The 12,149-nt window shown below is 65.2% G+C and carries 13 protein-coding genes; 5 read left to right on the top strand and 8 right to left on the bottom strand.

The window, feature by feature from the left end:
• Both QM712_RS28385 and QM712_RS28380 read left to right on the top strand, forming a co-directional pair.
• A partial coding sequence (locus QM712_RS28385) for a biopolymer transporter ExbD (RefSeq protein WP_415026464.1) occupies positions 1-381 on the top strand: 381 nt, incomplete at its 5' end.
• Between the two features lie 16 nt (positions 382-397).
• Positions 398-1,159: a TonB family protein gene (locus QM712_RS28380; protein ID WP_415026463.1), complete on the top strand. Its 762-nt coding sequence runs from the start codon at positions 398-400 to the stop codon at positions 1,157-1,159.
• 21 nt (positions 1,160-1,180) lie between these two features.
• On the opposite strand, the gene QM712_RS28375 is transcribed toward QM712_RS28380, so the two are convergent.
• The 3 genes from QM712_RS28375 to QM712_RS28365 all read right to left on the bottom strand — a co-directional run bounded on the left by QM712_RS28375 (position 1,181) and on the right by QM712_RS28365 (position 3,276).
• Positions 1,181-1,603, bottom strand: a complete 423-nt coding sequence (locus tag QM712_RS28375; protein ID WP_415026467.1) for a hypothetical protein — start codon at positions 1,601-1,603, stop codon at positions 1,181-1,183.
• Between the two features lie 62 nt (positions 1,604-1,665).
• Positions 1,666-2,346: a site-2 protease family protein gene (locus tag QM712_RS28370; RefSeq protein WP_415026462.1), complete on the bottom strand. Its 681-nt coding sequence runs from the start codon at positions 2,344-2,346 to the stop codon at positions 1,666-1,668.
• A gap of 63 nt (positions 2,347-2,409) precedes the next feature.
• Positions 2,410-3,276, bottom strand: a complete 867-nt coding sequence (locus QM712_RS28365; RefSeq protein ID WP_415026461.1) for a LysR family transcriptional regulator — start codon at positions 3,274-3,276, stop codon at positions 2,410-2,412.
• 91 nt (positions 3,277-3,367) lie between these two features.
• Between QM712_RS28365 and QM712_RS28360 the strand changes: the two genes are divergently transcribed.
• On the top strand, positions 3,368-4,279 hold the full coding sequence (locus QM712_RS28360; RefSeq protein WP_415026460.1) for a DMT family transporter: 912 nt from the start codon (positions 3,368-3,370) through the stop codon (positions 4,277-4,279).
• A 2-nt stretch (positions 4,280-4,281) separates the two neighbouring features.
• Here QM712_RS28360 and QM712_RS28355 read toward each other — a convergent pair whose 3' ends face one another.
• From QM712_RS28355 to QM712_RS28335, 5 genes are all read right to left on the bottom strand, one after another.
• Positions 4,282-4,680 (bottom strand): GFA family protein, encoded by a 399-nt coding sequence (locus QM712_RS28355; RefSeq protein WP_415026459.1) that lies wholly within the window; start codon positions 4,678-4,680, stop codon positions 4,282-4,284.
• A gap of 1 nt (position 4,681) precedes the next feature.
• Positions 4,682-5,428, bottom strand: coding sequence for an SDR family NAD(P)-dependent oxidoreductase (locus tag QM712_RS28350; protein WP_415026458.1), 747 nt, complete (start codon positions 5,426-5,428; stop codon positions 4,682-4,684).
• Between the two features lie 121 nt (positions 5,429-5,549).
• Positions 5,550-6,281, bottom strand: a complete 732-nt coding sequence (locus QM712_RS28345) for an SDR family oxidoreductase (protein ID WP_415026457.1) — start codon at positions 6,279-6,281, stop codon at positions 5,550-5,552.
• Between the two features lie 127 nt (positions 6,282-6,408).
• Positions 6,409-8,238, bottom strand: coding sequence for an IlvD/Edd family dehydratase (locus QM712_RS28340; RefSeq protein WP_415026456.1), 1,830 nt, complete (start codon positions 8,236-8,238; stop codon positions 6,409-6,411).
• 121 nt (positions 8,239-8,359) lie between these two features.
• Positions 8,360-9,460 carry a LacI family DNA-binding transcriptional regulator gene (locus QM712_RS28335; RefSeq protein ID WP_415026455.1) on the bottom strand — a complete coding sequence of 367 codons (1,101 nt, stop codon included), beginning with the start codon at positions 9,458-9,460 and terminating at the stop codon, positions 8,360-8,362.
• Positions 9,461-9,665: 205 nt separating this feature from the next.
• On the opposite strand from QM712_RS28335, the gene QM712_RS28330 reads away from it, so the two are divergent.
• Both QM712_RS28330 and QM712_RS28325 read left to right on the top strand, forming a co-directional pair.
• The gene (locus QM712_RS28330; protein ID WP_415026454.1) at positions 9,666-10,727 is read left to right on the top strand and encodes an ABC transporter ATP-binding protein; all 1,062 of its coding nucleotides are present in this window, start codon (positions 9,666-9,668) and stop codon (positions 10,725-10,727) included.
• Positions 10,728-10,815: 88 nt separating this feature from the next.
• Positions 10,816-12,129, top strand: coding sequence for an ABC transporter substrate-binding protein (locus QM712_RS28325; protein ID WP_415026453.1), 1,314 nt, complete (start codon positions 10,816-10,818; stop codon positions 12,127-12,129).
• The last annotated feature ends 20 nt before the right edge of the window (positions 12,130-12,149 follow it).

Below are 12,149 nucleotides of genomic sequence, written 5' to 3'. Positions count from 1 at the left end.
GTGCTGCTGATCATCTTCATGGTGGCGGCGCCGCTGTCGACGGTCGATCTTCCGATCGACCTGCCGACCTCGACGTCGACGCCGCAGAAGAAGCCGGACAAGCCGACCTACGTCACCATCAAGCCGGATCTGTCGGTGGCGATCGGGGAGAACTTCGTCAAGCGCGTCGATCTCGTCAGCGCGCTCGACAACACGCCGGACATGAGCCGCGACAAGTACATCTTCCTCCGCGCCGATCGTGCGGTTCCCTACGGCGAGCTGATGGATGTGCTGGAATTCCTGAACAAGGGGGGCTATTCCAAGGTCAAGCTGGTGACGCTGGAAGGCGTGCCGGGCGCGGCGCCACCCCAGGGTGCGCCTGCAGCCGCACCTGCGCCGTGACGAAGGCCTGCTGCCGATGTCCGATTTCGAATTGAAGCCGTCTCGAAAGCTGTGGGTGTTCGCCGCGGTGGGTGCGCTTGCGCTCCATCTCGGCGGCGCGGCGCTTGCGCTCGCCAATCTGCGCGCCGACGAGCCGGACTCCATCGCCGATCCGCAGGGGATCGAGGTCGGGCTCGAGGCGATGTCTCCCAATGGCGAGCCCAGCGAGCTGCCGCCGGGGCCGGACTCCAACGAATCCGTGGCTTCGCCCGAACTGACCGAGCAGAAGGCCGAGCTCAAGGAGAGCAGCCTCCCGAAGGACGTCCCGATGGAGGCCGAGGATGCCGACCGGGCGGTGACGCAGAACGAGACCAAGAAGCCGGTCGAGGAGGAGGTCAAGGAGGCCGTCGTCCCGACCACCGCGTCGGTGGCGTCGCCGGCGGCCGAAGCGACGGCGATGCCGACCTCCGATGCCGAGAAGAAGAGCGACCGTTCGGTCCGCATTCGCCAAGGCTGGGAGAAGGACCTCGTTGCCCATCTCGACAGGCACAAGCGCTATCCGAAGGGTGTTCTCAAATCGGTTGAGCTCTCGGTCCGTATGACCTTGGACCGGCTCGGACATGTGGTCTCGGTTGCCATCGAGAAGGGCTCCGGCGATCCGATGTTCGACGACGCCGCAGTCAGCATGGTCAAGCGCTCCGATCCCGTTCCGACGCCGCCGCCGGTGGTCGCGGATGATGGGCTGACATTCGTCCTGCCGGTGATCTTCCGCAGGAACGAGAAGGCGGGGAAGGGTTGAGGCCGCGGCGCGGCCATCGGCTCAACGCCAATAGTAGCGGATCGCGACGTAGACCACGACCAGGCAGGCGAAGATCAGCGCCACCGGGAGCGGCCGTTTCTGGGTTCCGCCGAACGCCGATGCGCTGAACGTGCTGGCTCTTTTCGGCTTCGGTGCCGGACGGCGGAAAGCGGTCACATTGTCCGTGACCGGCTCGGCCGGACTGGTGCGGACGTCGGGTGGAGTTCCCGCGCCACCCATCTCGGCGTAATAGGCCCGGTAGATCGCTCCGATGGTGGCCTCGGTCGCTTCGCCCTCGCTCATCTGCTCCAGCAGTCTCTTGTAGCTTGCGAGAAACTCCTGGGCTTCCGGAGGCAGCGCGGACAACCCGTTGAGCTTGGCCATCATCTTCCAGGTGGCGAAATCGGCGCGGGCACGGGTGTCCGCGCGTCGCGCGATCAGCATATCGGCAGCTTTGACCAAGTTGGCCTCGGGCCCTTCGGGTGTCGTCAGAGGTGTTCTCTCAACTACGCATTGCCGGTCACGACGAGAACAGCTTGAATCACATAACCGGTCAACGTTCGCAGTATTGCTGAAATAACATCAAGATTTAGACCGAACTGGGAACCTGCGAGCGGCAGCAGGATCAAGAGAGCGATCAGGATCAGCATGCCGAACGGTTCGAGCCTCGCGAGAAGCAGGGCGAGCGGCCGGGGCAGCAGCCCGACTGCGACCCGCCCGCCATCGAGCGGCGGAATCGGCATCATGTTGAAGACGGCCAGCACCGCGTTGATCACGATCGCATTCTGCAGGTTGTCGGCAACCCATTTCGCCGAGTTCGCCGGCACCCAGGGCAGGGCGTGGAAGGCCAGGGCTGCGGCGACAGCCAGCAGGATGTTGGTGACGGGGCCGGCGAGCGCCACCCAGACCATGTCAAGCCTGGGATGGTTGAGATTGCGGAAATTCACCGGCACCGGCTTGGCATAGCCGAACAGGAACGGCGAATGCGCGAACAGCAGCATGGCCGGCAGGATCAGGGTACCGAAGGGGTCGATGTGCCGGAGCGGGTTGAAGCTGACGCGGCCGAGCTGCCAGGCGGTATTGTCACCGAGGCGATGCGCGACGAAGCCGTGCGCGGCCTCGTGGAAGGTGATGGCGAGCACCAGCGGCAGCACCCACACCGAAAGGTCATAGAGGGAAAAGTTCACGGCTCGGCGCTCCCGGCTTGCCTGCGGCCATCCGCGTATCGCGCGGCATGGAAGCGTGTCCAGTCAGTCCATCGTGCCCGATTCTGAAATGTTCCGCTGCAAATGATCGGCGAGCAGGGCACCGGCCCGCGACAGGTTGCGGGCGCGGTGGAGGCGAATGTCGGCCGCCGGCAGCGGTGGCAGGCCCTCGCGCCGGGACAGGGCGCGAAGGCGAGGGGGCAGGGTGCCGGCCTTCACCACCGTGACCGCAAGACCCGCAGCGGCGATCGATTCGACCGCCGCGAGCGTTCGGCTGACGAACGCAAGGCGCCACGGACGGCCAGCGGCATCGAGCGCCTCCGCGGCCCATTGGCGGAACAGGCACCCGGGTGGGTCGAGCGCCACCGGCAACGGGTCCTGCCGCGCGGGCCGATGGGATGCCGCGGCGGCCCAGACCGCCTGCTCTCGTCTGAGCAACGCGCCGTCACCGCGTCCCTCCCGGTGCATGGCGATGACGAGGTCGTAGCTCTCGCCGAGCCGCGCCGGCATCGTCGCGGTCAGTCCGGTCTCGATCTCGACCCGGATGGGCGGATGCTCCTTGGCGAAGCTCGCCAGCAGGGGCGGAACGACGATGGTGCCGTAATCGTCCATCACGCCGAGGCGGACGACGGCTTCGGTCTTGCACGCGCGCAGCGCGCCGACCGCTTCCGCATTGAGCGCAAGAATGCGCTCCGCATAGGCGCGCAGCGCATCGCCGTTCGCCGTCGGTGCGACGCCGGCCCTGGTGCGATGAAACAGCCTGGTGTCGAGGCGCTCTTCGAGGCGCCTGATCTGGACGCTCACCGCCGATTGGGTCCGGTTGAGCGCGGCCGCCGCACGCGTGAACGAGCGATGCTCGGCGACCGCAAGGAAGGCCTTCAGAAGGTCGGGATCGAGATCGGGGACGTTCATGACGGAACGTTATCCCAGCATCACGGAAATTCCATTCCCTGTTTCGGCGCGGCCCGTATGCTGGCGACAAAGCGGTTCAAGGGGAGGGGTTGTGGGCGAGATATCCGGCGTCCTGGCCGCGGTGCTGTCGAGCGGGCTGGGCGGCACCTCGATCGGCGCCACGCGCTATCTCGTGAGCGCGATCGATCCTCTGGCGATCGGCTCGTTCCGGTTTGGTATCGGCTGTCTGTTGCTGCTGCCCGTGACGCTGCTGCGCGGCGATCGCTGGCCGCAGCGGCGCGACTGGGCGGCCGCGATCGGGCTCGGCTTTCTATTCTTCGCCTTGTTCCCGATCCTGTTCAATGCATCGCTCATCTTCACGACCGCCGCGCGCGGGGCGCTCGCGCTCTCGACGCTGCCTCTGTTGTCGCTGGTGATCGGGGCCGCGCTCGGCGCCGAAGCGCTGACCTGGCGCAAATCGGTCGGCGTGGTGGTCGCGACGTGCGGGGTCGCCGTCGCGCTTCTCTCCGACCTGACCTCGGCCCCGTCGGGTGCCTGGCGCGGCGATCTGCTGATGGTCGCGGCCGCCTTGTGCATGGCGCTGTACGGCATCTGGTCGAAACCGCTGATCCGGCGTTCCAGCCCGATCGCCTTCACGACGCTGAGCATGGCGGCGGGAGCTGCCTGCCTCATCCTGCTTTCTTTGGTCCGAGGCAGTTTCGCGCCCGTTGCGGGCTTTAGCCTTCCGCAATGGCTTGCGGCGTCCTATCTCGGCGCCTTCGGCGCGGCGCTGACGTTCTATCTCTGGGCCTTCGCGCTGGAGCGGACGACGCCGACGCGCGTGGCGATCTCGGTGACGGTCAACCCGATCACGGCCTCGCTGGTCGGCGCCTGGCTGCTGCAAGAACCGCTGCGCTGGAATCTGGCGGCCGGCATCGTCGCGGTCTTTGCCGGGATCTGGATCGCGACAACGACGGGACGTCGCAGCCTGCCTGCGAGCGCGCCGGCTTCAGAGAGGTCCTGACGTCAGGCCGGCAGCGTGGTCGGATATTGCGGCAGGCCATCGTCGAGCTTCAGCCACGAAGGCTTCTCCGAAACCCAGATATGGTCCGACGGCGCGAAGGCGTTGCGGTCGTCGAACGTGGCGAGCGCGACGCCGGCGAGCGTCCCGTTGCGCCGCCAGGCGAACAGCCGCGTGCCGCAGCGCTTGCAGAACACGCGATCGATATTCTCCGATGATGCATAGCGGCCGGTGTCGCCCTCGACGCTGAGCGCGGTCTGGTCGAATTGCGCGCGAGCGAAGAACGGCGAACCCATCGCCTTTTGGCACGTGCGGCAATGACAGACGCGGACGTTGAGCGGTTCGCCTTCCGCCTTGAACCGCACCGCGCCGCACAGGCATCCGCCTTCCCGGATCGTGGTCATCTCAGTAGGTTGCCCGGCCGCCCGAGATGTCGAAGACCGCGCCGGTCGAGAACGCGCAGTCCTCGGAGGCGAGCCAGGCCACCATCGCGGCCAGTTCCTCAACCAGCACGAAGCGACCCTTGGGGATTTTCGACAGCATGAAGTCGATATGCTGCTGCGTCATCTGGTCGAAGATCGCGGTTTTCGCCGCCGCCGGCGTCACAGCATTGACCAGGATGTCATGCGCGGCGAGCTCCTTGCCGAGCGACTTCGTCAGCGCGATCAGGCCGGCCTTGGACGCCGAATAATGCGACGCGTTCGGATTGCCTTCCTTGCCGGCGATCGAGGCGATGTTCACGATCCGCCCGTATTTCTGCTTGAGCATGGCGGGCACGATCGCCTTGCAGCAGATGAAGGGGCCGTCGAGGTTGATGCGCAGCACCTTGCGCCATTCCTCGAGGTCGGTTTCCCAGACCGTCTTGTTGATTCCGGCGATGCCGGCATTGTTGACGAGGATGTCGATCTTGCCGAAGGCGGCGAGCGTGGCATCGCGCGCCTGCTCGACTGCCGCGGTGTCGGTGACGTCGACCTTGAAGACCTTGGCCTCGCCGCCGATGTCCTTGGCGGCCTTCTCCGCGAGCGTCGCATCGAAATCCCAGATCGCGACCTTGGCGCCGGAGCCGACGAAGCGCTGGGTGATGGCGCGGCCGAAACCCTGCGCGCCACCGGTGACGACGGCGACGCGGCCGTTGAGATCGATCTTGTTCATCGCAGAACCCCTTTCCTTGTCCGTCACGGCGAGGAGCGCGCGCTTGCGCGTCTCGAACCATGATGCCCGTGGTCCATCCCGCGAGACGGCGCTGGTCGCGCCGTCCCGGGATGAGGTGTCGTCAGAGCATGTAGCCGCCGTCGACGACGAGGTCGACGCCGGTGGTGAACGCGCTTTCGTCGCTGCCGAGATAGACCGCCATGGAGGCGATCTCATCGGCGGTGCCGAGCCGCCCCATCTTCTGGCGCGCGATGAACATCTCCTTGCCCTGCGGCCCCTGTGCCGCGGCGCGGTCGAGCATCGAGGGCGTCTCGACGGTGCCGGGGCAGATGCTGTTGCAGCGGATACCCTTGGTGATGAAGTCGAGCGCGACGGCACGCGTCAGCAGCGACACGGCGGCCTTTGATGCGCTGTAGACGTAGCGGTTGGCCGGCGGGCGCAGCGCCGCGCAGGAGGAGATGTTGACGATGCTGCCGCCGCCGCCCGCGAGCATGGCCGGCAGGAATGCCTTGATGGTCCGGTGCATGGACTTGACGTTGAGGTCGAACGAGAAGTCCCAGTCTTCCTCCGAACATTCCAGGATGGTGCCGTGGTGTACGAAGCCCGCCGCGTTGAGCAGGATGTCGATCTTGCCGACGCGCTTGGCGAAGGCGTTGACGTCGGCGGTGTTGCGGACGTCGAGCTTCGCGGTTTCGGCGACGCCTTCCTTGTTCAGGCCCGCGATGCCGCTCTCGTTGATGTCGGTGGCGATGACGGTTGCGCCTTCACGCGCGAACGCGATGGCGCATGCGCGCCCGATGCCTGCCGCGGCAGCCGTGACGACGGCGCGCTTTCCCTTGAGGCGGTCTGCCATTTTGTCGTTCTCCTCACCTTGAATTTGATTGTCGTGCCGTCATCGCGAGCGAGGCAATCCAGAATCTCGCCGGGAAGGCCGTCTGGATTGCTTCGTCGCTTTGCTCCCCGCAATGACGGTGCTGTTGCTAGTGGTTGTCCCGCGCCACACCGAAGGTGCCGGCGACGTTCTGGTAGCGTGTGGCGAGCTCCATGCAGGCGCCGGTCGATTGCTGGCCGACGGTGTTGCGGTAGATCTCCTGCCACGGCGTCTGGTTCGCCGGATGCTTGAAGCCGCCGCTGGTCTTGAGTTCGGCGTGGCGCTTCTTCACCTCGTCGTCCGGGATCATGATGTTCGCGCTGCCCTTGTTGAGGTCGATGCGCACCCGGTCGCCGGTCTTGAGGATCGCGAGGCCGCCATTGGCGGCCGCTTCCGGCGAGGCGTTGAGGATCGAGGGCGAGCCCGAGGTGCCGGACTGACGGCCGTCGCCGATGCAGGGCAGGGACAGGATGCCGCGTTTGATCAGGGCCGCCGGCGGCTGCATGTTCACGACTTCGGCGCCGCCGGGATAGCCGATCGGCCCGGTGCCGCGGACGAACAGCACGCAGCGCTCGTCGATGTCGAGGGAGGGATCGTCGATCCGCTCGTGATAGTCTTCAGGGCCCTCGAACACGATGGCGCGGCCCTCGAAGGCGTTGAGATCCTTCGGGTTGCTGAGATAGCGGTCGCGGAATTCCTTGGAGATCACGGAGGTCTTCATGATCGCGGAATCGAACAAATTGCCCTTCAGCACCAGGAAGCCGGCGTCCTTCACCAGCGGCTTGTCGTAGGCCCAGATCACGTCGTTGTCGGGCTTGGGCGCGTTGGCGCAGTTCTCGCCGATGCCGCGGCCGTTCACCGTCACCGCGTCCTCGTGGATGCGCTTGTGCTTCATCAACTCGCGCACCACGGCCGGGACGCCGCCGGCGCGGTGGAATTCCTCGCCGAGATAGAAGCCGGCCGGCTGCATGTTGACCAAAAGCGGGACGTCGTGGCCGACCGTCTGCCAATCGTCGATCGACAGTTCGACGCCGATATGGCGCGCCAGCGCGTTGATGTGGATCGGTGCGTTGGTCGAGCCGCCAATCGCCGAATTGATCACGATGCAGTTCTCGAACGCCTTGCGGGTCAGGATGTCCGAGGGCTTGAGGTCTTCCCAGACCATCTCGACGATGCGCTTGCCGGTCTCGTAGGCGATCTGGCCGCGCTCGCGGTACGGGGCGGGGATCGCCGCGCATCCCGGGAGCGAGAAGCCGAGCGCTTCGGCAAGCCCGTTCATGGTGGAGGCGGTGCCCATGGTGTTGCAATGGCCGACCGAGGGCGCCGAGGACGCCACGATCTCCATGAACTCCTCGTAGTCGATCTCGCCGGCGGCCAGCCGCTCGCGCGATTTCCAGACGATGGTGCCGGAGCCGGTGCGCTGGCCGTCGTGCCAGCCGTTCAGCATGGGGCCGCCCGACAGCACGATCGCGGGCAGGTTGACGGTTGCGGCCGCCATCATGCAGGCCGGCGTGGTCTTGTCGCAGCCGGTGGTCAGCACCACGCCATCGAGCGGGTAGCCGTAGAGGATTTCGACGAGGCCGAGATAGGCGAGGTTGCGGTCGAGCGCCGCGGTCGGACGCTTGCCAGTCTCCTGGATCGGATGGGTCGGGAATTCCATCGCGATGCCGCCGGCTTCGCGGATGCCTTCGCGCACGCGATGGGCCAGCTCGATGTGATGGCGGTTGCAGGGGGAGAGGTCGTTGCCGGTCTGGGCGATGCCGATGATCGGCTTCCCGGACTGAAGCTCGGCGCGGGTCAGGCCGTAGTTCAGGTAGCGCTCCATGTAGAGCGCGGTCATGCCCGGATTATGCGGATTGTTGAACCATTCCTGCGAACGGAGATGGCGGCGAGAACCGTTGCTGGCGGGCGCATGCCCATTGGTCGGCTTTTTTGTCATGGGTGTCTCCTGCAATGCAAACGCACGGGTGCCGGTGTCATGGTGTCGGCTGGTGCGATGCCCAACGGTGCGAGCGATGATCTGCCTTCCCGCTGGCGGGTCGTTTTCTCATGGTTCGATACTAATCACGGCGACTTGGTAACGCTATCATTTTGTTCGCGGCGCCGCCGCCGGACAACGCCGGCCGGCTGTCCGGACGCCGCGACGGCGAGCTTTGGCGCTCGATCACCTTGAAGCCGAGGTCGAGCACCGGGTGCTCCGGTCGGCGCCCCTCGATCGAATCGATCAGCATGCTCGCGGCGGTGCGGCCCATCTCGTAGCGGTTGGTGCGCACGCTCGTCAGCGTGGGCACGGCGGAAGCCATGAATTCGAGATCGTTGAATCCGATGATCGCGATCTGTTCGGGCACCGCGATCTCGCGGCGGCGGCATTCGAACAGCACGCCGAGCGCGAGGTCGTCATTGGCGCAGAACACGGCCTCGATGTCCGGTGCCTTGGCGAGGAGGTCGGCGAACAACGTCCCGCCGAGCGTGACGGAGGTCGGGGTGGCCGTCGCGACGATCAGCCGCTGATCGAACAGGTCGGCATCCTTCATCGCAGCCTGGTAGCCGTCGAGCCGCCGCTGCACCCTGGGATCCATGCGGGCGCCGATGAAGCCGATCCTGCGGTGGCCCTGCGCGAACAGATGCGCGATCGCCGCACGCGCTGCATCATAGTGCGAAAAGCCGATCATCATGTCGACGGGATGGGGCCCGATCTCCATGATCTGCACGATCGGACAGTCGGCCGCGTCCAGCATCGCGCGGGATTCCGCGGTCTGGTCGATGCCTGTGACGATCAGTCCGGCCGGCTTCTGCGCGAGAAAAAGCCGCAGCAGCTTCTCTTCCTGGAGGATGCTATAGCGGGTATTGGAGAGCTGGATCGAGTAGCGGCTGCCCTCGGAGGCATCGTAGATGCCGCGCAGCACATCGGAAAACACGTTGTTGGTCAGTGACGGAATCAAGACACCGATCACTTCGGTGCGCTGCGAAGCAAGGGCGCGTGCCGCAAGGTTCGGCACATAGCCGAGCTCCTTGGCGGCGCTCTCGACCCGCGCCCGCTTGGCGGCTGACAGCGCCTCGGGATTGCGAAAGAATCGGGACGCGGTGATCGGGCTGACGCCGGCGAGCTCGGCGACTTCCGCCAGCCGTATCTTGCCTGACTTGGTGCGCTTTCGACCCATTTACTGCTCATAACACAGTCATTCCCTCAAACAAAGGAACGTTGACAGCGCTACCAGCAACGACTAACCAAAGACAAATTGCCAAAACCGCACAAACTGCCGACAATGTCGCCTGATAAAACGGGGCCTTGTGTCGGTGAAGTTCAGAAAAAACAAGACGGTGATGGCGCGACGGTTGCGTCGTCAAGTCCGAGGAGGGAGCTAGATGTCGTCTGTGCAAATCCGCGACGTGCGGAAATCGTTTGGCAATTTTGAAGTCCTGCACGGCGTGACGATTCCGATCGAGGACGGCCAGTTCGTCGTTCTGGTTGGTCCTTCCGGATGCGGCAAGTCGACGCTTCTGCGCATGCTTGCGGGCCTCGAAAACATCACCTCCGGCACGATCTCGATCGGCGAGCGCGTCGTCAACAATGTCCAGCCCAAGGAGCGGGACATTGCGATGGTGTTCCAGAACTACGCGCTTTATCCGCACATGACCGTCGCCGAGAACATGGGCTTCTCGCTGAAGCTGCGTGGCGCGAGCTCCGACGAGATCGGCAAGCGCGTCAAGCGCGCGGCCGAGATCCTGGCATTGTCGCCGCTGCTCGAACGCTATCCGCGCCAGCTCTCCGGCGGCCAGCGCCAGCGCGTCGCCATGGGCCGCGCCATCGTGCGCGACCCGCAGGTGTTCCTGTTCGACGAACCCTTGTCGAACCTCGACGCCAAGCTGCGCGTCGCCATGCGCACCGAGATCAAGGAACTGCACCAGCGGCTCAAGACCACGACCGTCTACGTCACCCACGACCAGATCGAGGCCATGACCATGGCCGACAAGATCGTCGTGATGCATGACGGCATCGTCGAGCAGATGGGCACGCCGCTCGAGCTCTACGACAAGCCGGAGAACCAGTTCGTCGCCGGCTTCATCGGTTCGCCCGCGATGAACTTCCTGAAGGGGCATGTGCGCGTGAACGGCGTTGCGACCTTCGAGGGTCCGAACGGCGTCAAGCTGCCGCTCAAGACCGCGCCGGCTGCGTCCGATGGCCGTCCCGCGGTCTATGGCGTGCGGCCCGAGCATTTCACCATTGCCGACGACGGCGCCGAGGCTGAGATCATCGTGGTCGAGCCGACCGGTTCGGAGACGCAGGTGTTCGCCAAGCTCGGCGGCGAGCAGGTCGTGGCGGTCTTCCGCGAACGGCATCAGTTCAACCCGGGCGACAAGGTCAGGCTGAGGCCGGACCCGTCGCTGGTTCACCTGTTCGACGACGCGACAGGCAAGCGCATGTAGCGACGCCCGGGGAGGGCGCGCAACGACATCCCGGAATCTGACGAGGTAAGGACGAGCTAATACAAATATAAAATCCAGGGAGAGAACGATGAGCGATTTCGACAGGCGTAGTGTGCTCAAAGCAGGCCTGGGCGGCGCAGCATTGCTGGCTGGCCCAGGTATCGTTCCAGTTCGTGCGGCGGAGTGGACCAACACTCCCGAACCCAACGCTTCCATCCGAGTCCTGCGCTGGAAGCAGTTCATCCAGGCCGAGTACGACAAGTTCGCCGAGCTCACCAAGAAGTTCGCCGATACGACCGGCGTCAAGGTCAAGCTCGAGGCGGAGAGCTGGGAGGACATCCGGCCGAAGGCGGCGGTGGCCGCCAATGTCGGCGCCGGCCCCGACCTCATCATCGGCACGCTCGACGATCCCCACAAATTCCCCGACAAGCTGATCGACGTCACCGACGTCGCCGAATATCTCGGCGCCAAATACGGCGGCTGGTATCCGGTGGCCGAGCGCTACGGCAAGAAGGGCAACAGCTGGATCGCGATCCCGCAAGGTGCGTCCGGCGGCTGCCTGAACTACCGCATCAGCCACGTGAAGGCCGCAGGCTTCGAGGAGTTTCCGAAGGACACCGCCGGCTTCCTCAAGCTCTGCCAGGGATTGAAGAAGAACAACACGCCGGCCGGCTTTGCGCTCGGCCACGCCACGGGTGATGCCAACGGCTGGTGCCAGTGGGCGCTGTGGGCCCATGGCGGCATGGTCGTGAACCAGAAAAACGAGGTCGTGATCGACTCGCCGGAGACGATCGCCGCGCTCGAATACGTCAAGCAGCTCTACGAGACCTTCATCCCCGGCGTGCTGTCATGGAACGACAGCAACAACAACAAGGCCTATCTGAACGGCGAGCTCAGCCTGACCCTCAACGGCATCTCGATCTGGACCGTCGGCAAGACCTCTCCGGACCCCAAGCAGCAGGAGATCGCCAAGGACACCAACCACGCGCCGATGCCGATCGGTCCGGTGGGCAAGCCGACCGAGCAGCAGAACGTCCTGATCGCCTACGGCTACAAATATTCCAAGTACCCGAAGGCGGTGAAGGAATACATCAAGTTCATGTGGGACAAGGAGAACTACGACGCGTGGGAGGTCGCCTCCAACGGCTACGTCTCGCCGCCGCTGCCGGCCTACAACGACAATCCGGTCTGGACGTCGGATCCGAAGATCACCCCGTTCCGCGATTGCCTCAAGCGCTGCATCGACAACGGCTATGCCGGGGATCTCGGCGCAGCCTCGGCGGCGGTCATGGGCGACTTCGTCGTGGTCGACATGTTCGCCGAAGTGGCATCCGGCTCGGCGACGCCGAAGCAGGCGGCCGCGCGCGCCGCCGAACGCGCCAAGCGCTACTACCAGGTCTGATCTCCAGAGAAGGCGGCGCC

Source organism: Bradyrhizobium sp. (assembly GCF_047605465.1).
GTDB lineage: Bacteria > Pseudomonadota > Alphaproteobacteria > Rhizobiales > Xanthobacteraceae > Bradyrhizobium.
Note: the sequence above shows the minus strand (reverse complement) of the source record. Positions and strands in the feature narration are given on the sequence as shown.

Excerpts from the sequence above, each read along its gene's own strand:
- QM712_RS28355 (WP_415026459.1), bottom strand. The coding sequence starts at position 4,680 with ATGACCACGATCCGGGAAGGCGGATGCCTGTGCGGCGCGGTGCGGTTC.
- QM712_RS28325 (WP_415026453.1), top strand. The coding sequence starts at position 10,816 with ATGAGCGATTTCGACAGGCGTAGTGTGCTCAAAGCAGGCCTGGGCGGC.
- QM712_RS28330 (WP_415026454.1), top strand. The coding sequence starts at position 9,666 with ATGTCGTCTGTGCAAATCCGCGACGTGCGGAAATCGTTTGGCAATTTT.
- QM712_RS28365 (WP_415026461.1), bottom strand. The coding sequence starts at position 3,276 with ATGAACGTCCCCGATCTCGATCCCGACCTTCTGAAGGCCTTCCTTGCG.
- QM712_RS28350 (WP_415026458.1), bottom strand. The coding sequence starts at position 5,428 with ATGAACAAGATCGATCTCAACGGCCGCGTCGCCGTCGTCACCGGTGGC.
- QM712_RS28335 (WP_415026455.1), bottom strand. The coding sequence starts at position 9,460 with ATGGGTCGAAAGCGCACCAAGTCAGGCAAGATACGGCTGGCGGAAGTC.
- QM712_RS28340 (WP_415026456.1), bottom strand. The coding sequence starts at position 8,238 with ATGACAAAAAAGCCGACCAATGGGCATGCGCCCGCCAGCAACGGTTCT.
- QM712_RS28380 (WP_415026463.1), top strand. The coding sequence starts at position 398 with ATGTCCGATTTCGAATTGAAGCCGTCTCGAAAGCTGTGGGTGTTCGCC.
- QM712_RS28345 (WP_415026457.1), bottom strand. The coding sequence starts at position 6,281 with ATGGCAGACCGCCTCAAGGGAAAGCGCGCCGTCGTCACGGCTGCCGCG.
- QM712_RS28375 (WP_415026467.1), bottom strand. The coding sequence starts at position 1,603 with ATGCTGATCGCGCGACGCGCGGACACCCGTGCCCGCGCCGATTTCGCC.